This is a genomic window from Morganella psychrotolerans (assembly GCF_965118875.1).
Lineage (GTDB): Bacteria > Pseudomonadota > Gammaproteobacteria > Enterobacterales > Enterobacteriaceae > Morganella > Morganella psychrotolerans_C.
This window is the reverse complement of the sequence record NZ_CBCPJD010000004.1, coordinates 152165-176520: the sequence shown is the minus strand read 5'-3', so window position 1 is coordinate 176520 and position 24356 is coordinate 152165. Positions and strand designations below refer to the sequence as shown.

The following is a 24356-nucleotide window of genomic DNA, read 5'->3' as shown; positions in this document are numbered from 1 at the left end:
TCTTTCAGTAAACAGTTTAATATTCTGACCTAACGTTGGTAATAAGGTGTAACTGAGCGTTGTGGCTGGGGACTGCTGAATAAATTCAGGGATAAAGTTCTATTTTCGTGATTATATAAAATTATCAATAATGTGATTTTATGGAGGAATAATTAAAAAAACAGGGGCGGGCTCACATTATGGATTTATTTGACGATTTTTATGATTATTTGAATAAAAACAAACATCACTTATCGAATAATATTTTTCACAAAAAGATATCAAATCTCATCTGATTGAAAAGTAACATTATTTTTATTAATTATTATCCCGAAATAAGTGAAAGAAGCAGGGTTAATCAATAAATATTAATTTATTTATTTTCATCATTCCTAAAAGGCATGGAAGAGGAGTTTTCGGAATATTGTCAGGAAAACAGTCTCACAGGTAGTATGAATAAGGAAGGGGTACGTTTTTATATAAATACACACGAGTAATTCTCAATAACAATTCCTATAAAGGTAACACTATGGATATATTAAAAGATAGTAAGTTGCTTTTGGTCAGCTTATTTATCATTCTCCTCGCGGAAGCAATAGGGCAAATTAAGATCAGTTTGGTGATGATTTTCCCGATGCTTTATTCGATGCTGATGGGTGGTATTATCAGTTTTCCGAAATTCAAAATCCTCAATGAAAAGAACATGGCCCGTGCTGCCTCCATTATGAGTGTGGCGTTGGTTATCCTGATTGCCAAACTGAGTACATCTGTCGGGGCGTCCTGGGAAAAAATCATTCAGGCGGGTGGTGCGCTGGTTTTACAGGAAGTCGGCCACTTTATCGGTACCATTCTGATGGGTCTGCCGCTGGCTATTATGTTAGGTATGGGACGTGAAGCGGTTGGTGCGACGTATTCTGTCGGCCGGGAACCTAATATTGCCATTATCGAAGCCAAATACGGATTAAGTTCACCGGAAGGCCGTGGTGTGATGGCGATGTATATCTGCGGTACGTTATACGGTGCCGTCTGGATGGGTATTCTCGCGAGTGTGATTGCCGGTCTTGATATTATGAGCCCGCTTGCTCTGGCGATGGGCGCCGGTGTGGGAAGTGGTTCAATGCTGGCGGCGGCTGTTGCACCTCTGCTGGAACTTTATCCTGATCAGGCTGCTGATATTCAGGCATTCTCATCTTCTGCAAACCTGATGTCCTCTGTATTAGGTCTGTACATCTATATCTTCTTCTCCTTACCGTTTGCGTCTTACCTGTACAACAAATTTAAAGGAAAACGTGCTACGGCGACTGCGGATACTAATAAGGATAATTAATCATGAAAAAGATGACAGAAATTGCCGTAATCCTGGTTTTGGTTGTGTTGTTTACCGCGCTCGGTGATGCCGTCGGCGGCTCTATGTACGGGCGTGGTGAGTTCGGGCAGGTGTTCAGTGATACCTTGCTGGCGATGAGCCTGTTGGGCGGGATGTCCTTTGTGGCTTACCTGATCGCAATGATCCCGCCGTTAGGCAAACTGCCGGTTATCTTCTGGGTTTCCCTGATTGCTGCCGGTCTGTGTTCACCGCTGTTCCCGTACGACAAAGAAATGATCGCGATGACAGGTAAAGTTTCCATTGCGGTTATCAGTACGACAGTACTGGCCTTTGCCGGTCTTTCACTGGGCAAAGATATTGATAAGTTCAAAGCTATCTCCTGGCGCATCATCCCGGTATCGCTGGCAGTGTTCTCCGGGACATTCTTATTTGCTGCACTTATCGGTCAATTGACGCTCACATGGAGCGGTGTTATTTAATCAGGCGGAGTATTCAGCATGACAATGACTAAAGACCAACTGAAAGCGAAAGTCTGTGAGGCAATTGCTGCCCGCAAGAGTGACATTAAGAAACTGGCAGAGAATATCTGGGCGGAGCCTGAACTCGGTTATAAAGAGACCAAAACGGCGAAGAAAGTTGAAGCTGCATTTGATTCTCTGGGCGTAAGCTACCGTAATCAGCTGGCTCTCACCGGGGTTAAAGCCCGTCTTAAAGGCGGAAAAGGCAGTAAGCGAAGTGTTGCGGTGATCGGTGAGCTGGATGCCATTATTTGTGCTGAACATCCTGATGCTGATGATCAGACCGGTGCGGCGCACTGTTGTGGTCATAATGCGCAGATAGCTAATATGATGGCCGTCACCATGGGATTGATTGATTCCGGGGCGATGGCGTATCTTGCGGGGGACGTTGTACCTTTCGCTGTTCCTGCGGAAGAGTATGTGGAACTTGCATATCGTAATAAACTGATTGAGCAGGGAAAAATCAGTTATATCGGTGGTAAGCCGGAGCTGATTTCTCTCGGCGAATTTGATGATGTGGATATGGCAATGCAAATCCACTTAACCAGCGTCAAATCTGAGCGTGCTAACGGGTTTATTGAAATCTCCACAACCACTAACGGGTTTGTCGGTAAGCTGATTAATTATAAAGGCAAACCGGCACACGCGGCGGCGGCTCCGCATCTGGGCATTAATGCCCTGAATGCGGCAATGATTGGTATCATGGGCGTCAATGCTCTGCGTGAAACCTTTCAGGAGAAAGATTACATCCGCTTCCACCCGATCATCACCCAGGGTGGTGATCTGGTGAATGTCACACCGAGTGATGTACGGATGGAAAGCTATGTCCGCGCATCAAACGTTCCGGCTATGATTGATGCCAACGAACGCATTACCCGTGCTCTGGTGGCTGGTGCGATGTCTGTTGGTGCGGAAGTGGAAGTGAAAGATTTACCGGGCTATCTGCCGCTGTATAACAACGCCATACTGAATGACCTGTTACAGCAGAATGCGGGCGAGTTGATTGGTGATGAAAATGTCTGGGTTGCCGAGCACATGACCGGCAGTACAGATACCGGGGATCTCTCCCACATCATGCCGGTCAGTCATCCGTGGATTGGCTCAATCCGCGGCGGTCTGCACGGGAAGGATTATGTGGTCTTTGATGATGATATGGCCTATATCCGCCCGGCTCAGATGATGGCAATGACCATTATTGATCTGCTGTTTGATGATGCTGCCGGTGCTGAAACACTGTTGGCAGAATACACGCCGCTGATGAAAAAAGATGAGTACCTCAAATTTATCGGTTCCTTTAAAAACTGATAATCCCCGTCAAGGCCCGGAAACGGGCCTTTTCTCTATGGTTTCCCGCTTTCTGTTGATTTTGTCCCGCTTTCAGACAGACGGAAAAGATTTATCCTGTTGTTGGTGATAAAATCACCATTGCATAAGAAAGATGCAGACAACACTCAGGGACAGAATGGCGATAATATCAGCACCTTTATTAATTTATCAGTCACAGCGACGCAGGGATGATTACCGTACGGATGATATGCGGTCTGGTGATCTGGATACTCTTGCGCTTCGTGACCAGTTGCGGCTTTGCGATGTTTCTGCTCAGGTAGATCCGTATACTATGCAAAAATCCGAAGCTGCTGCGGGTTGTCATCCTGCCTTTATGGGACTGAATTACAGGCCTCAGGTTTTTAACCTCGGCGCAAAAGTGTGCAGCCGGATCCTGTTTGATGAAATGCGGCAATTATCCTCTCAGTTTTCCTGGTCATGTGGTTACAGGGGAATTTTAAGTAAACTTATCTCCCATATGCAGCGTGCAAACGGTAAACCGTATCGTGATCGCGCGCTGGATTATTCGTTCCGTGACAATATACTGAATCGGGATGCACTGAATCCGGTGCTGGCCTCTGTCAGAAAAACACTGACGGCCCATATCGACTGGCAGGCAGGAAAATTGTGCAACAATGTGAATATTGAGAATAAATTTCGTGAAGGGCTGAATAAGACATTGTTACCGGCATACAGTCGCTGGCATGATTTAAAAAGAAAAACACCGGTTATTCTCAATGATACCTGGGCGACTGAGATTACCCTGGAATCGCTGAATATTAAGAATGGCCATTTTACCGCACTGCTCAGTTATCAGCTTCAGGGGCATTTCGGATTAAGCACCGGCGACATGCAACACTTTAATGGTAACAACCGGTTTTTCCGTCTCTGGTATGTATTGCAGCGCTATGAAAAATTCGGCTTTAAACCGTTTGTTATCAATATAAAAACAACGGCAGAAGTTACCGGAAAGCGCCCCGGCAGCATACAAATCAGTGATACTGAGGACAGCGTATAAAAATGGCATAAAAAAAGACCCGTAAAGGGTCTTTTTTGTACCTGCAAAAATATCTGTTATTTCAGCGGCATAATATATTCAATAGCACCGGATTTATTAGCAACCCAGTCATACAGGCGCTGACCGCGGGTATTGTCTTTATGGGTATGCCAGTAGAGGCGCCCGCACGGACGGGCGACCGCCTGTTGCTGAACAAATTCAATCAGTTGCTTACCGATATGCTGCCCGCGCACAGTCGGGTCCACATATAAATCTTCCAGGTAGCAGAACTCTTTTTCTGCCCAGCACGAACGGTGATACAGATAATGAACAAATCCCACCACTTTGCCGTCCATGCGGGCAATGGCGCAGTACATAGGTTCATTTTCATCAAAGAAACGTGACCAGGTGGTCAGTGTGACTTCTTCCTCAAAACTGACTTTATAAAATTCCTGATACGCCAGCCAGTGCGGCAACCAGCCCGCATAATCATTTTGTGTGGCAGGTGAAACAGTTACTTGTGCCAGCGCTGGTGCTGACGATGTCATTGTATTATTCATGGTTTTTCCCTCATCATTCTTAACGCGACAGCACCCGGTGTGTCGCAAAATTGTGAAAATAAGAAGAAAACGCGCTTTCCATGACGTGAAGAGTACGTGTTATTTTGGTTCTTTATAAGATACACTTTTTGTATTTTTAACAGATCCACTTTTCAGCAGATAATTTGGCAGGTGATGATGAAAAAATCCGGCGCAGCAGCGTTTCCTGAGTTACTTACCGGTCACGGAATAATCAAAGATCAGGTATATCATGCCCTGCGCGAGGCGATTCTCAGCGGACGTCTGCATGCCGGCAGTAAAGTACCGTCCGGGCGGGCGCTGGCGGAAATGATGGGAATTTCCCGTAACTCTGTTATTGCCGGATTTGAGCGTTTGCAGGATGAGGGCTATCTCATCACCAGGCGGGGCTCGGGAACCTTTGTCGCCGATAATCTGCCGGATCACCGTATCAGCCGGCCGGTTTCATCTCCGGCAGAGGATGCGGCGTCGGCGGTGATTGCAAATATCAGCCCGCTGGCGGATCAGCTGCTGTCCTTGCGGGCATCCTCCGGCGCGCCGTCAGATTCGTTATTTATGGTCGGCACCGGGTGTGTCGATCTTTTTCCTCATGATGTCTGGGGGCGGTTGTTGGGGCGGGTCTGGCGTCAGTCCCGTCACGCGTTGCATACACACAGTGATCCCCATGGTTACCTGCCGCTGCGCCGGGCAATTTGTCATTATGTTCGTGCTACCAGAGGATTGCAGTGCGATGAAGATCAGATTCTGATTGTGAGCGGCACACAGCAGGCGATTAATCTCACGGTTCAGACACTGTTACAGCCGGGAGATGAAGTCTGGCTGGATGATCCGGGATATGACGGTGCGCGCGGGGCGTTTGTGTCTCAGGGGCTGACAGTGCGCCCGATCCGGGTGGATGAAGAGGGGATGGATATTCACGACGGACTGAGCCGCTGGCCTGATGCCCGGCTGGTTTTTACCGCACCGTCTCATCAGTTTCCGGCAGGCGGAACCCTGAGTCTGTCCCGGCGCGCAGCATTACTGTCCTGGGCGGCGAAGCACCATGTCTGGATTTTGGAAGATGATTACAACGGCGAGTTCCGTTATGCGGATCGTCCGCTTCAGGCATTGCAGGGGCTGGACAGGCATCAGCGGGTGATTTATGCGGGCACCTTCTCCAAAATGCTATACCCCGCGTTCCGGCTGGGTTTTCTGGTCGTGCCGAAAGCGCTGATCCCGGCATTTACCGCGATAAAATACTTTGCTGATACCGGGTGTGGCTATCTGGAGCAGGCGACACTGACGCGCTTTATCAATGAAGGTCATTACGCACGTCATGTACGGCGCGTCCGCAAAGCCTGCTATGAACGGCAGCATGCGCTCACTGATGCGATTAATCATTATCTGCCTGCGGTATTTGATATTGTTCCCAGCGATTCAGGTATTCATCTGATGTGCCGGATGAAAAACCGGGTTCCTGCTCAGATTGTGATACAGACAGGGCGCGCTTGTGGGATGGGTATGCAGCCGCTGTCGCGTTATTGTCGTCCGGATACCCCGCAGGAAGGGGTTTTGTTCGGATTTGCCGCATATCCGGCAGAACCGCTCAGGGACGGGGTCCGCCGTCTGGCGGCGGCATTACAGGCGGCAGGCGTTACGGTCGCTTAAAACAGTTTCAGGATCATCATTACGGCACTGCACAGGATAAGCACCAGGGTTGCATATTGAAATGCGCGATCCGGCATCCGTATCAGCAGAATTTTGGTCAGCGGCATACTGATAAGGGAGCCGGCGAATAACCACAACGCCAGGCTGACATCGGTGTGTCCGTCCTGCATATAAGCAATGGCAGACGATCCGGAGAGCAACGTTGTGACAAAAATGGAGGTGCCGATAGCTTGTTTGATATCCATTTTGGCGTAACGCAGCAGCATCGGTAGTACCACTATTCCGCCACCGACACCCGTTGCGCCTAATACAATACCGGCGGCAATCCCCGGCAGCAGCAGTGCGCGTACAGAAATGGGGTCTGATGCATCCGCAGGCGGCAGCGGCGGGCAGAAAAACATCCGCCGGATAAATAACCAGAGAGAAAAAAGGATCGCGGCAACCACCAGCAGATTAATGGTTTGATTAACGGTGGTCTGCCAGGCGGGAACGGAGGCGAGATAGCTCACCAGCAGGCTGGCACCAAATGTTGCGGGCAGCATAATACCGATAACAATCATTGCGCGTTTCAGCGGAATATTTCCGAGTCTGTAATGTAACCAGGACGAGGTGATTTTCATCAGCATGGAGAGGAGGTTGGCTGTCGCAACGGCCATCAGGGCATTCATTCCGTAGAGATAGGCGAGGATGGGCAACACGATAACCCCGCCGCCCACGCCGGTGGTGCTGATAATCAGCCCGGTGACGGCACCGGTGGCCAGTGTTGTGAGTGTCGCTATCATTGCGTATCCCTGATACAGAATAAAACAGGCGTATTATCATACCGCAAGCGGGTGCAAAGCCCTAAAAAAACGCGGAATTGTCCCCGGTATCATATTTATAAAGCAGGTTCATGCAGATAAGGATTATTCCGGTCAGTATTTGGAATTTTTTGCGTTATGATCACGCGGGGAATTATGTAATAAGTGAAATGAAAGGAAACTGCATGAAAAGGGGCGTTTTTTTATCTGTTGCGATTGCACTGCTGGCGGGTTGTAAAGAAGCACCGCCACCGGCACCGGATGGATATTATGTGATTGATAATATTACCGTCACATATGATAACACCGCAGATAATGAAAGCTCATCCGGGGACCCGGAGCAAAATGTGAAATCCGCTATCCGCGAAACGATGGTGGGTCTGAAAGAGACAACCTATTTTTATTTTGAACCGGCGAAGGTCACTGTCGATAACAGCGGCAGCCGGTTTGACAGTGATATCAGCGGCAATACGTTCGATCTTAATAATATACAAACCACATGGGCTACACCGGACGGCGGGCAGACTGTGTATCTGACCACCGAGAAAGAAGGTGCGTGCGGCTTTTTTAACTGTATCCTCTCTATGACGTTGTCCAAAGCGGATCATACGTCAGAGAAACTGGCCGGACTGAAAGCGGTGTCTGATGCCAGAGCATCCGCCTATGAAGCGTATCTGGATACCCAGCGGCTTTATTATAAGCAGGCGGGCTTCCCGGACGTGCCCGGTGATACCGTCAGAATGACAGAAAACATTGCAATTACGCTGCCTGAAATGATGGCACTGAGCCTGAAAAAACAGGAAACGGACTCTTATGTCCGCGATATCGGTGGAATACAGATCGATCGCGACGATCAGAATGTGGAGATTTACCGCTTCAGTGATCCTGTCAGCGGAGCCGAAGGTATTATTCATCTGGTCAAAATCCCGAAATACCGGTTTCGTTTTGATAAATGGCTGAAAAAACAAAAAGGTGTGGTGCATCAGGAAGAGAACGGAGCTATTTATTACAATCGCTGGGGTAAGCCTGAAAGTACGTATTTCAGGTATGACCTGAAAGAACGGCGCTATGTGATTGTTGTAGCGGAAACGGCAGACCCGGAAACAATGCGCCGCCTGTACAGTATTGCGCGATCTATCGGGAAAAATCCGGAAACAACAGATAAAAAGTAACGAACAGACAGAAAAGGCCCGGTAACAGTTTGTGTTACCGGGCGGTTTATTATGACTCTTTGGTACTGATATAGATATTTTTCACTTCTGTGTAAGCATCCAGCATCATTTTATGGGTTTCGCGCCCCAGACCGGAATTTTTATAGCCGCCAAACGGGGCATGTGCCGGTAACTCATGATAGGTATTCACCCACATACGCCCGGTTCTTACCGCTTTTGCCACGCGTAATGCGCGGTTAATATCTTGTGTCCAGACCGCACCGCCCAGCCCGTATTCAGAATCATTTGCCATCGCGACAACTTCGTCTTCATTACTGAACGGGATCACAACCAGCACCGGTCCGAAGATTTCTTCGCGGGCAACGCGCATCTGATTAGTGACATTGGTAATGATTGTCGGCTTCATAAAGAAACCGGCATCCAGCCCGTCACGGGTCAGGCGCTCGCCGCCGGTAAGAACAGTGGCACCCTCTTTTTTCGCCAGTTCAACATAGCCGAGAATGGTGTCCAGTTGTCCCTGACTGACCTGGCTACCCATCTGTGTCTCTTTCGCCATCGGGTCGCCGACATTGACTGACTCAAAGCGGGCTTTCAGTTTTTTCAGGAATTCGTCATGGATATCTTTATGCAGGAACAGGCGCGAGCCGGATTCACATGCCTGACCCTGGTTCATCAGGATAGCAATCGCGGCATATTTTACCGCTTTTTCCATATTGGCATCCGGGAACACGATATTGGCGGATTTCCCGCCCAGCTCCAGGGTTGCCGGGATCAGTTTTTTCGCGGCAGCTTCTGCCACGGTATAGCCGACGCTGGTGGAGCCGGTGAACGCGACTTTATCCACATCCGGATGGTCGAGAATCGCCTGACCCACGACCGAGCCACGTCCGGTAACAATATTGACAACACCGGCAGGCAGAACATCATTCATGATGCGCCCCAGTTCCAGCAGTGTGATGGGTGTCAGGCTGGCGGGGTTTATCACCACGGTGTCACCCGCTGCAATCACCGGTGCCAGTTTCCATGCCGCCATCAGCAGCGGGAAGTTCCAGGGGATAATCTGACCGATAACGCCCAGCGGCTCGCGGATCACCAGACTCAGCGTATTTTCATCCAGTACATCGGCCTGATCTGAATGGGCGCGGATAGCGCCGGCAAAGTAGCGGAAATGGTCAATCGCGGCAGGCAGGTCAATAGAAATAGCTTCGTTGTACGGCTTGCCGTTATCAAGGGATTCCAGAGTGGCGAAGCGCTCTTTCTCTGCTTCCAGGCGGTCGGCAATTTTCAGTAACAGTTGCTGGCGTTCAGCGGGGGAGGTATGACGCCAGGTTTCAAATGCTTTTTTTGCACCGGCGACCGCGGTATTTACATCTTCCGCAGTACCGGCAGGGTAATCGGCTAACAGTTCGCCGGTTGCCGGGTTAAATGTCTGGCTTTTGGCGTGATCACTGCTTTCAGTCCAGCGGCCGTTAATCAGCATTTTGTAGGATGGTTGCGGGCGCAGTGCGTGTTCAATATCTTTCAACTTAATCATTATCTTCTCCGTTCTATCCGGGTGACGGATGAGTGCCGGGATGGCCTCATCGGTACAACAAGGCACAAATTCACAGAAATATAGCTGACAAGTATTTTATTAACGTCCCGGAACATTACCATATCAAACTATTAACGTGGTGATTAATTGGTTACTAAATACAAACGGCAGCATTAATTACCAAATTTATTGGTTATGAAAATAAAGTTAGAGCAGGAATATTGCAGACTGAGGTTGCTGCGAGGATGGCAACTCAAAAGCAAAATGTTTCACGCCCGGAAAAAGGTGAGTACGATCCTTGACCAGGGGCATTACTCCGCTATGCTGAGGCAATCGGCGGGTGGCTGTATTTTTATTTTCTGCCCGGCGTGTAACACCGGGCTTCAATTCACACCATCAATAATAACCTTCCGGCAAACAGCAGCAGCACCACTCCGATGATATTATCAAACAGTTTGCTGTGGGCGAGGAAGCGTTCGCGTATCCGCTGATGGGAAAAAAGCAGGGAAACCAGCATAAACCATGCGGCATTCACGCCACACATCCAGATACCGTAGAACAATTTTACCGATACCGGTGTCGACACACTGACCAGCGTGGTGAACATCGCCAGGAAAAACAGCATCGCTTTCGGATTGGTGGCATTGGTCAGAAAACCCATCCAAAATGCTTTTCCGGCGGTTTGTGCTGATCCTGAATCTGCATTGTCCGGTGTGATTTTGGCACTTGATCCTTTGCTGCGCAGGAATTGGACACCGAGCCAGATAAGGTAAGCCGCACCAATGTATTTCGCAACATTCATCAGCCACGGTGTTGCCTGCATCAGGGCGGTCACGCCAATCAGTGTATATACCACATGAACAGAAATACCTGCGCCTATCCCCAGCGCTGTCATCAACCCGGCTTTGCGTCCGTAGTAAATGCTCTGGCGCAACGTGACGGCAAAGTCCGGCCCCGGCGAGACAACAATGAAAAAATGAACGAGCGCAAGCCCCAGAAATTCATTCCAGTTAAATAGGTTCATAGTAACCTCAGTGTTGTATACCCTTATTCATTCAAAGTGCAGGTTCGTTGGCTGCATCCTGAATGATGTTGGGTATGGACGCGGCGGAAATGGCTCCGCCGCAAAGAGACAGATGTTATCAGGCGACGTCGTATTGAATGGACAGAACGCCTTTTTTGGTCTTTTGTGATTTAAGGATAACAGAGCCGATTTCCCCGAGTGACTGCACATGTGTACCGCCGCAGGAGTAAGGTTCAAAGTCCGCAAAGCGGATCTGAAACAGCCCGTCGTCATCCTGATAATGGTGACATTTATGATCAGCGTCGATCAGTTGCTGACAGCGCTGACGAACATCTTCTGAATCAATAATAACCGGCGATCCGACAGGAATATATTGGATCCGTCCTTCATCCGGCCAGTGATGACCTTTGGTTGGTTTCCAGCCGAGGGTTTCCATCACATGAGAGAGCAGATGCCCGCCGGTATGCAGCCGTGAGTGCAACAGGCGCTTTTGTGCATCCACACAAATCACCGCTTCACCGGCAGGAACAGCGGCATCAGTGTAATGAATGATCCCCTCAGGCATAAAAGCCGTCTGAATAACATTTACATCACCAATCGTTCCGGTATCACCCGGTTGCCCGCCGCCCTGTGGATGAAACAGGGTTTTATCCAGGATAACCGCATAACGCCCGTCTTCAGCCGGATGGCAATCCAGTACAGTGACAGTATCTTGTAAGGCCGTGCTGGTCAGATAACATTTTTCGGTCATGATGATGTGCGTCCCGTGATTATTCTGTTTGATTATTATCCATTGTATTGCAGACTCTGTAATATGATAATACGGCAAAAATGCAAAGGATTTATTCCCTGTGATCACAAGTGAAACCCTCGCATTACTCGAAGAAATGGCGGTGTTTGCCAAAGTGGTTGAGACCGGCAGCTTTTCTGAAGCCGCCCGGCAACTGGGTGCCTCCCCTTCTGCTATCAGCCGCTCGGTTTCCCGTCTTGAACGCGCGCTCAATACCCGCCTGTTACAGCGTACAACCCGGAAATTGCGCCTGAATGAAAGTGGTAAAGCGGTTTATCAGCATTGTCTGGCGCTGGTGAATTCTGCGGGTGCGGTGATGAATGCCAGCGGGCAGTTCAGTGAAACGCCCTCCGGGCTGGTACGTCTGGGTGCGCCGAAAGCACTGGGATATTTTATGGTGCATCCGCTTATCAATGAGTTCCTTAATACTAATCCCGGGGTGAATGTCATGTTGCGCCTCGAAGACCGCTATATGGATTTGATTGATGAAGAGATCGATCTTGCTATCCGCATCACGAATGAGCCGCCGCCGGGGCTTATCGGCAAGCGACTTTTTGCGGTCACCCATGTCCTGTGTGCCACACCGCAATATCTTGCTGAGCACGGTGTACCGTCTGACCCGCAGGAGCTGAAAAACCACAGTTGTTTATTTCTGAGTGAGGAGGCAACAGATACCCGCTGGCGTTTTCAGCAGGGAAATAAAGTGGTGTCTGTGAATGTACACGGGCGTTATGCATCTAATCACAGTGGCGTGCGGCTCGATGGTGTGAAATCACACCTTGGTATTGGCGGGCTGCCGGTATTTACTGCCCGTAAATCACTGGAAAGGGGAGAGGTGGTTCAGGTACTGGCGGATTGGACATTTAAAACGCGTTACAGTGGAGATGCCTGGTTGCTTTATCCGCCGTCGCGCTATCAGCCGCCGCACATGATGGTGTTTATTGATTATCTGGTTCAGAAATTGCGGAACATTACGTGAAATGTGAGTCATATAAATATGAATTATGAATAAGGGTATAAATCGCAGACATAAAAAAAGCGCCTCAAAGGCGCTTTTTTCGTGAATCTGTCACTCAGAATGCTTTGCTGTATTTAGCAATGATAGCAGCAGCCTGGGTCAGATGAGAAAAGAAAACTTTGATGCTTTTCATAATGAACTCCTGCGTTTGAATTAGGTTTAAAGCGTGTGTCGCTTCGATGGAGGTATCTTACCAGTTTTGTGATTCCGGTCAACATTAATTTCAACTATTTTTTAATGATTACAAAATCATTTTAATAACAAAAAAGCAGCGAAAAATAGCAATAATGAGCATCATAAGCGGAGGGAAACAGTGTGTTTCTGCTGGTATGTTTTTATTTAATTGATTTAGCAGTATTTTTTAAGGCGTGCAAATATGTTGTAAATGTTGAATTTTGGTTGTGAGGTAAGATTTCCTCTGTGCGACGGGGATCTTTTACTGAGCAAGCCGGGGTATTCTCAACTTTTGTTGAACACCTAATCGCAGACATAAAAAAAGCGCCTCAAAGGCGCTTTTTTCGTAAATCTGTTACTCAGAATGCTTTGCTGTATTTAGCAATGATAGCAGCAGCGTGGGTCAGATTTGAGAAGAAAGATTTAATCATTTTCATAATGAACTCCTGCGTTTGAATTAGGTTTAAAGCGTGTGTCGCTTCGATGGAGGTATCTTACCATTTTTGTGATGTCGGTCAACATTAATTTCAACTATTTTTTAATGATTACAAAATCATTTTAATAACAAAAAAGCAGCGAAAAATAGCAATAATGAGCATCATAAGCGGAGGGAAACAGTGTGTTTCTGCTGGCATGTTTTTACTGAATTGATTTAGCAGTATTTTTTAAGGCGTGCAAATATGTTGTAAATGTTGAATTTTGGTTGTGAGGTAAGATTTCCTCTGTGCGACGGGGATCTTTTACTGAGCAAGCCGGGATATTCTCAACTTTTGTTGAACACCTAATTGCAGACATAAAAAAAGCGCCTCAAAGGCGCTTTTTTCGTAAATCTGTTACTCAGAATGCTTTGCTGTATTTAGCAATGATAGCAGCAGCGTGGGTCAGATTTGAGAAGAAAGATTTAATCATTTTCATAATGAACTCCTGCGTTTGAATTAGGTTTAAAGCGTGTGTCGCTTCGATGGAGGTATCTTACCATTTTTGTGATGTCGGTCAACATTAATTTCAACTATTTTTTAATGATTACAAAATCATTTTAATAACAAAAAAGCAGCAAAAAATAGCAATAATGAGTATCACAACCGGAGAGAAACAGTGTGTTTCTGCTGGCATTTTCTTACTTAATTGATTTAGCAATGGTTTTTATCTGTGCGGATATATTGTAAATGTTGAATTTTAGTTGTGAATAAAAAAAGGGTGGCATACGCCACCCGAAACTGTGCATTTAAAGGATGAGACTGTCGTTACTTTATTGTTGCTGCATTAATGGCGGTTGCGTACTAACTGATAGCGGCGCGTAATATATTCAACAGGCGCACTCCAGATGTGCACCAGACGGCAGAACGGGAACAGAATAAACAGAGTCATTCCGAGCACCAGGTGCATCCGGAAGATAAAGGCAACGCCCTCTAAGTGTGCAGCGGCATCCCCCTGAAACGTCACCACAGCCTGCGCCCAGCCGACCAGTTTCATCATTTCGCTGCCGTCAGTGTGTTGTGCGGAGAACGGAATGGTTGCCAGTCCGAGGATCACCTGAATGACCAGCAGTGACAGGATAAGAATATCGCCGGCTGAGGATGTTGCACGTACACGTGGATTGGTCAGACGGCGCTTGAGCAGCAGACCGCCACCCACCAGAGTCATCACACCGCAGGCTCCGCCCGCGACCATTGCCAGCATCTGTTTTTGCCCCACCGTAATGAAGGGTTCGTACATCCAGTGCGGCGTCAGCATTCCGACAAAATGACCGAAGAAGATCCCGATTATCCCGAAATGGAACAGGTTTGATGCCAGATGCATCCCTTTTTTACTGAGCATCTGGCTGGAACCCGCGCGCCAGCTGTACTGACCATAGTCATAGCGCAGCCAGCTGCCGATGATAAAAACTGTTCCTGCAATATACGGGTAAATATTAAAGAAAAACGTATTGAGGAAATTCATGGATTCACTCCTTTCGCCGCAGGGGACGCCGGGGCATCACCGACCTGAATATAATTCGGGGCGACACTTTGTGAAAAACGACGCTGATGCTGTGTCAGCACGGAGTTATCACAGCCTTTATCCGCCAGGAATGTAACCTGTTCTTCTTCCCAGACCGCATCGAGTGCAGCCGGGGTATCATCACGGGCTTCTCCTGCGACCTGACGGTTCAGTGATTCAAGTGTCAGTTCACTGTCGGCCAGTTCCAGAAGAAGTTTGAACAGCTCATGGTAATGGCTCTCCCGCTGGCGCAGACGCTCCCCGAGAAGTGCCAGGATCGGCGCGATATCTTTCAGTCCCTGAATGGCTTTTTCCGGCGGCATCACAGAGAGATATTCCAGATAAACCGGCAGATAGTCCGGCAATTCGCGGCTGCTCAGGGTGATCCCGGCTTCTTCATATTGATCCAGTAATGAGACCATCGCCTGACCACGATCGCGTGATTCGCCGTAAACATGTTCAAACAGCAGCAGAGAAGTGGCTCTGCCGCGATCAAACAGTTCACTGTAACGCGCCTGACTGTCGAGCAGGGACTCTGCGGTCAGTTCACCGGTGAAATACATCAGCGCGGCAGCCTGAGTCAGGCGCAGCTCGTGCGCCTGTTCAATCTCCGTGATCAGTTCATCACGGTGCGTCCATAACGCCTCATTTGGATAATCCAGCAGGCATCCGATGATTTTCAGTGTGATCATGATGAATGCCTCTCTGAGATTGGCGCATCTTCAGGCGTCTTTTGGGTGATATCAATGGCATCGATACGGTGGCTGTTAAACAGATTAAATTTAGTGTCGCTGCCGTGGCAGCCGTCACCGAAACTGAATCCGCAACCGTTGCGTTCCGGGAAGGCTTCCCGCGCGAGTTCGCGGTGGCTTGACGGAATAACAAAGCGGTCTTCATAGTTGGCGATAGCCAGGTAGCGGTACATCTCCTGCGCCTGGGCTTCTGTCAGCCCGACCTCTTCCAATGCACTGATATCACGGGTTTTATCCACAGTTTCAGCACGTTTGTAATGACGCATTGCCAGCATCCGTTTCAGTGCAAGCAGCACCGGCGCGGTATCGCCTGCGGTCAGCAGGTTAGCGAGATACTGCACAGGAATGCGCAGGCTCTCCACATCCGGCAGTATTCCGCTGTGCGGTAACATGCCCGCATCGCTGACAGACTGAATCGGTGACAGAGGCGGCACATACCAGACCATCGGCAATGTGCGGTATTCCGGGTGCAGTGGCAGGGCAAGTTTCCACTCCATCGCCATTTTGTAGACCGGCGATTTTTGTGCTGCATCAATCACACTCAACGGAATGCCGTCGGCCTGCGCCTGGCGGATCACGTCCGGGTCATTCGGGTCGAGGAAGATCCCGAGCTGGCGCTCATACAGATCTTTTTCGTTATCCGCACTTGCCGCTTCTTCAATCCTGTCAGCATCATAGAGCAGTACGCCGAGGTAACGGATACGCCCGACACAGGTTTCCGAACAGACAGTCGGCTGACCGGCTTCAATGCGCGGGTAGCAGAAAATACATTTTTCCGATTTGCCGCTCTTCCAGTTGAAGTAGATTTTTTTGTACGGACAACCGGTCAGACACATCCGCCAGCCGCGGCACTTGTCCTGGTCGATAAGCACTATTCCGTCTTCGGCGCGTTTATAAATCGCACCGCTCGGGCAGGTCGCGACACATGCAGGATTCAGACAGTGTTCACACAGACGCGGCAGATACATCATAAAGGTCTGCTCGAACTGGCCGTACATCTCTTTCTGCATGTTATCGAAGTTTTTGTCCGCACTGCGGCGGCTGAATTCACCGCCTAAATCATCTTCCCAGTTCGGACCGTTTTCGATTTTTGTCATGCGCTGACCTGTTATCAGGGAGCGCGGACGTGCGGTTGGCAGATTGCCTTCCGGTGCATTTTTCAGATGATCATAGTCATAAGTGAACGGCTCGTAATAGTCATCCAGCTCAGGCTGATTCGGATTGGCAAAGATTTTCGCCAGCACACCGACTTTACCGCCCATGCGGGGAACCAGCTTGCCACGGATATTTTTTACCCAGCCGCCTTTCCATTTGTCCTGATCTTCCCAGTTGTGGGGATAGCCCAGACCGGGTTTGGTTTCGACGTTATTAAACCACGCGTATTCAACCCCTTCGCGGCTTGACCAGACGTTTTTACAGGTGACAGAGCAGGTATGGCAACCAATACATTTATCCAGGTTCAATACCATGCCGACTTGGGAACGGATTTTCATTTTGCTTTCTCCTGCCCGCTCAGGGTCTGTTGGTAGCCATCTTGCTCACCGTCGAGCCAGTCCACGTTTTTCATTTTGCGCACGACTACAAACTCGTCGCGGTTGGAGCCGACAGTGCCGTAATAGTTAAAGCTGTACGCGAGATGACCATAGCCACCGATCATATGCGTCGGTTTAGGGCAGACGCGTGTGACGGAGTTATGGATCCCGCCACGCATACCGGTGACTTCAGAGCCGGGCAGGTTAATCTGACGCTCCTGGGCGTGGTACATAAAAATCATGCCGTCAGGAATACGCTGGCTGACTATCGCACGGGCAGTCAGTGCACCGTTGCTGTTGAAGGCTTCCACCCAGTCGTTATCTTCAATTCCCAGTGAGCGTGCATCTTCTTCACTCAGCCACACCACAGGACCGCCACGGCCGAGTGTCAGCATCAGCTGGTTATCACTGTAAGTAGAGTGAATGCCCCATTTCTGGTGCGGTGTCAGGAAGTTAAGTGCTTTTTCCGGATGACCGTTTGGTTTTGCGCCCAGCAACGGCTGTGCTGCGCGGGTATCAACCGGCGGACGATACACCACCAGCGATTCTCCGAAAGCACGCATCCATTCATGATCCTGATACAACTGCTGGCGTCCGCTCAGGGTGCGCCACGGGATCATTTCATGGACGTTGGTATAACAGGCGTTATAGGAAACGTGTTCATCTTCCAGACCAGACCAGATAGGGCTGGAGATAATTTTACGCGGCTGCGCCACGATATCGCGGAAGCGGATTTTTTCATCTTCTTTATGGATAGCAAGATGAGTATGGTCGCGTCCGGTGATTTTACCCAGTGCATCCCAGGCTTTGACGGCGACGTGCCCGTTGGTTTCCGGTGCCAGGGTGAGAACCACTTCAGCGGCATCAATCGCGGTTTCAATTGCCGGACGACCTTCTGCCACTCCGTCTGTACGGGTACGGTTTAATTTTTTAAGAAAATCAATTTCTTCCTGCGTATTCCAGTTTATGCCTTTCCCGCCGTTGCCGAGTTTATCCAGCAGGGGACCGAGAGAGGTAAAACGGGCGTAGGTTTCCGGATAATCACGCTCTACAGCAATCAGGTGCGGTGCAGTTTTGCCCGGGATCAGGTCACATTCACCTTTTTTCCAGTCTTTCACATCAAACGGCTGTGCCATTTCGGCGGCAGAGTCATGCTGGATCGGCAGGGTGACAATATCTGTCTCTTTGCCCAGATGCCCCGGACAGAGTTCAGAGAAAGATTTGGCGATCCCTTTATAGATTTCCCAGTCTGTTTTGGACTCCCAGGCAGGATCAACAGCGGCTGTCAGCGGATGAATAAACGGATGCATATCGGAGGTATTCAGATCGTCTTTTTCATACCAGGTCGCTGTCGGCAACACGATATCAGAGAACAGACAGGTGCTGGACATGCGGAAATCGAGTGTGACCACCAGATCCACTTTGCCCTGCGGGGCATCATCCACCCATTCAGCCTCTTCCGGTTTGACACTGCCCTGCTGACCCAGGTCTTTACCCAAGATCCCGTTTTCAGTTCCGAGCAGGTATTTCAGCAGATACTCATGCCCTTTCCCGGCGGAGCCGAGCAGATTGGATCGCCAGATAAACAGGTTACGCGGGAAGTTCTGCGGGTTGTCCGGCTGTTCAGCGGCAAAGCGGATACTGCCGTTTTTCAGACTGTCGACAGTGTATGCCAGCGGATCTTGTCCGGCGTCTTTTGCACGCGCGGCAATCTCCAGTGGGTTGACGTTCAGCTGCGGTGCAGATGGCAGCCAGCCCATGCGCTCAGCGCGGATATTGAGATCCAGCAGACTGCCGCTGAAACGGGATTTATCTGCCAGCGGGGACAGCAGTTCCTGCGGCTGAACAGTTTCGTAGCGCCACTGGCTTGAGTGGTTGTAGAAGAAAGACGTGCTGTTCATATGGCGCGGTGGACGTGACCAGTCCAGACCAAACGCCAGAGGCAGCCAGCCGGTCTGCGGGCGTAGTTTTTCCTGACCCACATAGTGGGACCAGCCACCGCCGCTCTGACCGACACAACCACAGAACACCAGCATATTGATGATGCCCCGGTAGGTCATATCCATGTGATACCAGTGGTTGATCCCGGCACCGACAATCACCATTGAGCGACCGTGTGTTTTCTCTGCGTTATCCGCAAACTCGCGGGCAATACGGATGATATTGTGCTGGCTGACACCGGTTACTTTTTCTGCCCACGCCGGAGTATAGGCTTTGATTTCACTGTAATCGGTGGCGCAGTTTACATCACTCAAACCGCGGTCGATGCCGTAGTTGGCGAGGGTTAAATCAAAAATACTGGCAACGCGGGCTTCACTGCCGTCCGCCAGGCGGATAATTTTCACCGGCAGTTTGTGTATCAGTATTTCATCCAGCGCCACACCTTCAAAAAACTCACTTTCGATGCCGCCGAAATACGGGAACGCGACATCTGCGATTTCATCGTGTTTCTCCAGCAGGCTCAGTTGCATGGTGATTTCATCACCGGTTTTAGCGTCACGCGGCTCGAGGTTCCATTTGCGGGATTTATCCCAGCGGAAGCCGATAGAGCCCTGCGGTGCCACAAGTTGCCGGCTGGTTTCATCAATCGCGATAGTTTTCCACTCAGCATTTTCTTTCTCGCCGAGGGAATCAACCAGGTCTGAAGCCCGTAACATGCGGCCCGGAACATAACCGCCTTCTGTGCGCGGATCTAACATCACCAGCATCGGTAAGTCAGTGTAGGTGCGGATGTAATTCGTGAAATATTCGGTCTGACGTTTTGCGTGGAATTCGTTGAGGATCACATGCCCCATTGCCAGCGCCATCGCACTGTCTGTCCCTTGTTTCGGGTTCAGCCACTGGTCACACAGTTTGGCAATTTCAGCATAATCAGGGGTGATCGCGACCGTTTTGGTGCCTTTATAGCGGACTTCAGTGAAGAAGTGCGCATCCGGTGTTCTGGTCTGCGGAACGTTAGAGCCCCAGGCGATAAGGTAAGATGAGTTATACCAGTCTGCGGATTCAGGAACGTCAGTCTGCTCACCCCAGGTCTGCGGAGACGCGGGGGGTAAGTCGCAATACCAGTCATAAAAACTCAGGCAGGCACCACCGATAAGCGACAGATAACGCGCCCCGGACGCATAGGAAACCATCGACATAGCAGGGATCGGCGAGAAGCCGATAATTCGGTCAGGACCAAATTGCTTAGCGGTTGTAATATTTGCCGCCGCAATCATTTCATTCACTTCCTGCCAGTCAGAACGGACAAATCCACCGCGTCCGCGCGCCTGTTTGTAGCTTTTTGCTTTGGTTTCATCATTGATGATGGATGCCCATGCATCTACCGGATCCGCATGTTCAGCTTTGGCTTCGCGCCACAGTTTGATCAGGCGCTTGCGCACCATCGGGTATTTCACGCGGTTGGCGCTGTAGAGATACCAGGAGTAGCTTGCACCACGCGGACAGCCGCGCGGCTCATGATCCGGCAGATCAGGACGGGTGCGAGGGTAGTCAGTCTGCTGCGTTTCCCACGTCACCAGCCCGTTTTTCACATAAATCTTCCAGCTGCATGAACCGGTACAGTTCACGCCGTGGGTGGAACGGACAATTTTGTCATGCTGCCAGCGGCTGCGGTAACTGTCTTCCCAGTCGCGGTTAACATTCAGTTCTTGTCCGTGGTCGCCGGAGAAGGTTTCCCCGCGCTGCTTAAAATAACGGAATCTGTCTAAAAACTTGCTCATTCGGTGTTCCCCCGATAAGCGCCGGGCGCTCACATTGCTCTGATAATTAGAATGGGTTATTTATTTTTACGGCCGTAAACCAGCCATGTGATCAGAATGCAGACCACATAAAAGACAACAAACACTTTCATTGCACCCGCCGGTGACCCTGTCAGGTTCAGCGAAATACCGAAGGCATTCGGAATAAAAAATCCGCCGATAGCCCCGATTGAGGAGATAAAACCGAGTGCGGCGGCACTTTCTGTCACCGCTTCCCGCTGGGCTTCTTTCTCAGTTCCGCCTTGCGCTAAGACGCGCTCAGTGGTGATTTTGCGGAACACCACGGCGATCATCTGGAAGGTGGAGCCGCTGCCCAGACCGGCGGTGAAGAACAGCACCATAAATACGCCGAAGAACGCGGCAAAAGAGCCGGTATCATTTGCGCCCGGTAAGGTGAAAAACAGCAGGAAAGTGAATGTCGCCATGGCGATAAAATTGATAAAGGTCACGCGGATGCCGCCGAATTTATCGGACAGGAAACCGCCGAGCGGACGCGCCAGCGCACCCAGCAACGGACCGAAAAAGGCAAATTTCAGAATAACGATATCCGGGAACTGGGTTTTGGACAGCATGGCAAACCCGGCTGAAAATCCGATAAAGGAACCAAATGTGGAGAGGTAAAGAAAGCTCAGTATCCACAAATGTTTGCGTTTCAGAACCGGTAATTGCTCACTCAGTGAGGCTTTGTTGGCGGAGAGGTCATTCATGCCCGACCAGGCTGCAATAGTAAACAGCAGCAGGAACGGCACCCAGATCCACGCCGCATTTTGCAGCCAGAGAACCGAACCGTCGGGCTGAGTAACACCATTGCCGCCGATAAAACTGAATATACCGAAAGTGACAATAAAAGGTGCGGTTAACTGCATCACACTGACGCCGAGATTACCCAGACCACCATTGATGCCCAGCGCGCCACCCTGTTTAGCTTTCGGAAAGAAGAAGCTGATGTTCCCCATACTTGAGGCGAAATTTGCCCCGGCGAAGCCGCACAGCAGGGCAATAATAACAAATATGCTATATGGCGTTGACGGGTTCTGCACAGCAAAACCGAGCCATATACAAGGCACAATCAGGATAAGGGTACTGAATGCCGTCCAGCGGCGACCACCGAAAACAGGGATAACAAAGGAGTAAGGAACGCGTAACAGTGCGCCGGAAACAGAAGGCAGCGCCGTCAGCATAAAGAGTTGATCAGTGGTAAAATTAAAGCCGACTTTCGGGAGATTGACGGCAACGGCGCTGAATAACATCCACACACAGAATGCCAGTAACAGGCAGGGAACGGAGATCCACAGATTACGTGACGCAACCGCGTGACCGCTTTCTGCCCAGAATTTTTCATCTTCCGGACGCCAGTCAGTAATGACGCCCGCCGGAGCCTTGCCTTTGGATGTCTGAGCCATAACACAGCTCAAAATTATGCTGAAATTAAAGGCGTTTTTACGTGGATTACTGATAGCGGATACTGATCTTTATCAAAGGGTGAACCGATTGATTTTTAAGCGTAAAACCGTCATTCTACTTTAGAGGTAATGCATTATTTATTGTAATAACATATAAAATCAATGAGTTAATATCGTTACTGTTAGTGTGGTTTATGAATACTGATACCTCATGGTTTTAAGGGTTACTACTTTAGTAGTAGGTATTTTTTCGGGAGAATCGGGGAAAATACGCCGGTCTATTCACAGGAGTGTCAGCCGTATGTTGAAACACACATCAATTCTTACTCAAATCACCGGCTGCATGGTGTTGCTGACCGTCTTTGCTGTGATCGGTATGGGGCTGACGAATCAGATAACGGAAAGTGTGCAGGGAAATGCCCATGCGATTAATAAATCCGGCACATTACGGATGCAGAGCTACCGTTTCTTGTCTGAAATTCCGCTGACAGCGGAATCGAAGGGGTATCTGGATGATTTTGAAGCTGATTTAACCATTCTTTCCGGAATGAAAGCTGTCGGCGCTGCGCCTATTCATAAACAATTTCTGACGATCGAACAAATCTGGCGGCAAAAACTGCGCCCGGCGCTGGAAGCGGCGGAACAGCCGGATGAAGCACGGGCACAGGTAACTGAATTTGTGAAGAAAATTGACGGGTTGGTTTCTGCGATTGACCAGCAGACGGAATCGACTATCCGGTTGGTGGCGGCGATACAACTGGTTTTTATTGTACTGATGGTTATGCTGCTTTTGCTGTCTGTCCGCCACTTCCGCCGCCGGATTTTGCATCCGTGGCGGCGTCTTATGGCACAAGCTGATGCGATGGGGCAGGGTAATTTTCAGTTGCGCTTTTCGGATTATGACCACCGTGATGAGATCACGATGATCGGAAAGGCACTGAACCGCACAGCCGGAGAGCTCTCCGCTCTTTACAGCGAGCTGGAAGAGCGGGTAGCGGCAAAAACACAGGATTTACAGCAGAGAAACCAGACGCTGGCGTTTTTATATAACGCCAGCCAGCGCCTGAACCAGACGGCAGATCTCACGGCGCAACTTACTGATATTTTGAAAGAATTACACCAAATCGTACCGGGTGATTCGCTGTGTCTGCGGATTTTTGAGGATAATAATCCCGCACGTTATACCGACATTGGTGATGGCGGGCATGTTCCGGTACAGGCTCAGGAGCAACTGACGTGGAACCTGAGCGGGCCGATTAACCGCTACGGAGTATTGACGCTGTTATTACCGGCCGGACAGGCGCTGGACAGCGAACAGCAAAATATGATGCAGATGCTGAGTAAACAGATTATTTCTGCATTTGCACTGGCGTATCAGCATGAACAACAGCAACAGTTGATCCTGATGGATGAACGCTCTGTGATTGCCCGCGAACTTCACGATTCTATCGCGCAGTCATTATCCTGCCTGAAAATTCAGATAAGCTATTTACAGATGCATTCGGCGCAGATCCCTGAAAATTGTCAGACGTTACTGACAGAAATGCGTCAGGAAGTGAATGGTGCGTATCATCAGTTGCGTGAATTACTGACTACATTCCGCCTGAAACTGACTGAACCCGGATTATATGCGGCATTACAGACGACACTGGAAGAATTTAATCAGCGGACAGGGTTCAGTATCGGATTTGATTTTCAGCTCTCAGGGCGGCAGGTATCCGCACATCAGACGATTCATGTGGTGCAGATTGTCCGCGAGGCATTAAGTAATATTCTTCAGCATTCAAACGCGTCCCGGGCGCAGGTGCAGTGCTGGTCTGACGCGCAGATGATTTATATCTGCGTGGAGGATAACGGGGAAGGTATCCCGGAAAATCCGGAAAAAAATAATCATTACGGGTTATCTATTATGCGTGAACGTGCGGCAACATTGCAGGGAACGTGTCAGATAACTCCCCGGGAGCAGGGTGGTACACAAGTGATGATAAGCTTTCCCTGCAATACAATTATAAAAATAAATGAAGTTGATTCAGGAGCAAGGTAA

The 24356-nt window shown here is 49.6% G+C and carries 18 protein-coding genes; 8 read left to right on the top strand and 10 right to left on the bottom strand.

The window, feature by feature from the left end:
• The first annotated feature begins 508 nt into the window (after nt 1-508).
• The 4 genes from ACMHKJ_RS06140 to ACMHKJ_RS06125 all read left to right on the top strand — a co-directional run bounded on the left by ACMHKJ_RS06140 (nt 509) and on the right by ACMHKJ_RS06125 (nt 4168).
• Nucleotides 509-1306 carry a DUF3100 domain-containing protein gene (locus tag ACMHKJ_RS06140; RefSeq protein WP_413492611.1) on the top strand — a complete coding sequence of 266 codons (798 nt, stop codon included), beginning with the start codon at nt 509-511 and terminating at the stop codon, nt 1304-1306.
• A gap of 2 nt (nt 1307-1308) precedes the next feature.
• On the top strand, nt 1309-1785 hold the full coding sequence (locus ACMHKJ_RS06135) for a hypothetical protein (protein ID WP_413492610.1): 477 nt from the start codon (nt 1309-1311) through the stop codon (nt 1783-1785).
• An 18-nt stretch (nt 1786-1803) separates the two neighbouring features.
• Nucleotides 1804-3129: an amidohydrolase gene (locus ACMHKJ_RS06130; protein WP_413492609.1), complete on the top strand. Its 1326-nt coding sequence runs from the start codon at nt 1804-1806 to the stop codon at nt 3127-3129.
• 157 nt (nt 3130-3286) lie between these two features.
• Nucleotides 3287-4168 (top strand): DUF3289 family protein, encoded by an 882-nt coding sequence (locus ACMHKJ_RS06125; RefSeq protein WP_413492608.1) that lies wholly within the window; start codon nt 3287-3289, stop codon nt 4166-4168.
• Between the two features lie 56 nt (nt 4169-4224).
• Here ACMHKJ_RS06125 and ACMHKJ_RS06120 read toward each other — a convergent pair whose 3' ends face one another.
• On the bottom strand, nt 4225-4707 hold the full coding sequence (locus tag ACMHKJ_RS06120) for a GNAT family N-acetyltransferase (RefSeq protein ID WP_413492607.1): 483 nt from the start codon (nt 4705-4707) through the stop codon (nt 4225-4227).
• Between the two features lie 177 nt (nt 4708-4884).
• On the opposite strand from ACMHKJ_RS06120, the gene pdxR reads away from it, so the two are divergent.
• Nucleotides 4885-6372, top strand: a complete 1488-nt coding sequence (gene pdxR / locus ACMHKJ_RS06115) for a MocR-like pyridoxine biosynthesis transcription factor PdxR (protein ID WP_413492757.1) — start codon at nt 4885-4887, stop codon at nt 6370-6372.
• Here pdxR and ACMHKJ_RS06110 read toward each other — a convergent pair.
• A complete protein-coding gene (locus ACMHKJ_RS06110; protein WP_413492606.1) occupies nt 6369-7154 on the bottom strand; it encodes a sulfite exporter TauE/SafE family protein in 786 nt (261 codons plus the stop codon). The two genes, pdxR and ACMHKJ_RS06110, sit on opposite strands and share 4 nt — an antisense overlap.
• Nucleotides 7155-7357: 203 nt before the next feature.
• Here ACMHKJ_RS06110 and ACMHKJ_RS06105 point away from each other — a divergent pair, with 203 nt between their 5' ends.
• Nucleotides 7358-8344 carry a hypothetical protein gene (locus ACMHKJ_RS06105; RefSeq protein WP_413492605.1) on the top strand — a complete coding sequence of 329 codons (987 nt, stop codon included), beginning with the start codon at nt 7358-7360 and terminating at the stop codon, nt 8342-8344.
• A gap of 49 nt (nt 8345-8393) precedes the next feature.
• On the opposite strand, the gene ACMHKJ_RS06100 is transcribed toward ACMHKJ_RS06105, so the two are convergent.
• From ACMHKJ_RS06100 to ACMHKJ_RS06090, 3 genes are all read right to left on the bottom strand, one after another.
• Entirely contained in the window at nt 8394-9878 is a 1485-nt protein-coding gene (locus tag ACMHKJ_RS06100) for an aldehyde dehydrogenase family protein (protein WP_413492604.1), read from the bottom strand.
• A 388-nt stretch (nt 9879-10266) separates the two neighbouring features.
• Nucleotides 10267-10902 carry a LysE family translocator gene (locus tag ACMHKJ_RS06095; protein WP_413492603.1) on the bottom strand — a complete coding sequence of 212 codons (636 nt, stop codon included), beginning with the start codon at nt 10900-10902 and terminating at the stop codon, nt 10267-10269.
• Between the two features lie 118 nt (nt 10903-11020).
• The gene (locus tag ACMHKJ_RS06090) at nt 11021-11653 is read right to left on the bottom strand and encodes an alanyl-tRNA editing protein (protein WP_413492602.1); all 633 of its coding nucleotides are present in this window, start codon (nt 11651-11653) and stop codon (nt 11021-11023) included.
• 100 nt (nt 11654-11753) lie between these two features.
• Here ACMHKJ_RS06090 and ACMHKJ_RS06085 point away from each other — a divergent pair, with 100 nt between their 5' ends.
• Nucleotides 11754-12671, top strand: coding sequence for a LysR family transcriptional regulator (locus tag ACMHKJ_RS06085; RefSeq protein ID WP_413492601.1), 918 nt, complete (start codon nt 11754-11756; stop codon nt 12669-12671).
• A gap of 1476 nt (nt 12672-14147) precedes the next feature.
• On the opposite strand, the gene narI is transcribed toward ACMHKJ_RS06085, so the two are convergent.
• The 5 genes from narI to ACMHKJ_RS06060 are packed head-to-tail and all read right to left on the bottom strand — an operon-like array spanning nt 14148 to nt 22312.
• Nucleotides 14148-14825 carry a respiratory nitrate reductase subunit gamma gene (narI, locus tag ACMHKJ_RS06080; RefSeq protein ID WP_413492600.1) on the bottom strand — a complete coding sequence of 226 codons (678 nt, stop codon included), beginning with the start codon at nt 14823-14825 and terminating at the stop codon, nt 14148-14150.
• The gene (gene narJ, locus ACMHKJ_RS06075; protein WP_413492599.1) at nt 14822-15556 is read right to left on the bottom strand and encodes a nitrate reductase molybdenum cofactor assembly chaperone; all 735 of its coding nucleotides are present in this window, start codon (nt 15554-15556) and stop codon (nt 14822-14824) included. The genes narI and narJ overlap by 4 nt, the downstream gene beginning before the upstream one ends.
• Complete coding sequence (gene narH / locus ACMHKJ_RS06070; protein WP_413492598.1) at nt 15553-17109, bottom strand: nitrate reductase subunit beta; 1557 nt, start codon at nt 17107-17109, stop codon at nt 15553-15555. The genes narJ and narH overlap by 4 nt, the downstream gene beginning before the upstream one ends.
• Nucleotides 17106-20870, bottom strand: a complete 3765-nt coding sequence (locus ACMHKJ_RS06065; protein WP_413492597.1) for a nitrate reductase subunit alpha — start codon at nt 20868-20870, stop codon at nt 17106-17108. Before ACMHKJ_RS06065 ends, narH begins: the two co-directional genes overlap by 4 nt.
• A 56-nt stretch (nt 20871-20926) precedes the next feature.
• On the bottom strand, nt 20927-22312 hold the full coding sequence (locus ACMHKJ_RS06060; RefSeq protein WP_413492596.1) for a NarK family nitrate/nitrite MFS transporter: 1386 nt from the start codon (nt 22310-22312) through the stop codon (nt 20927-20929).
• 301 nt (nt 22313-22613) lie between these two features.
• On the opposite strand from ACMHKJ_RS06060, the gene narX reads away from it, so the two are divergent.
• Nucleotides 22614-24356 carry a nitrate/nitrite two-component system sensor histidine kinase NarX gene (gene narX / locus ACMHKJ_RS06055; protein ID WP_413492595.1) on the top strand — a complete coding sequence of 581 codons (1743 nt, stop codon included), beginning with the start codon at nt 22614-22616 and terminating at the stop codon, nt 24354-24356.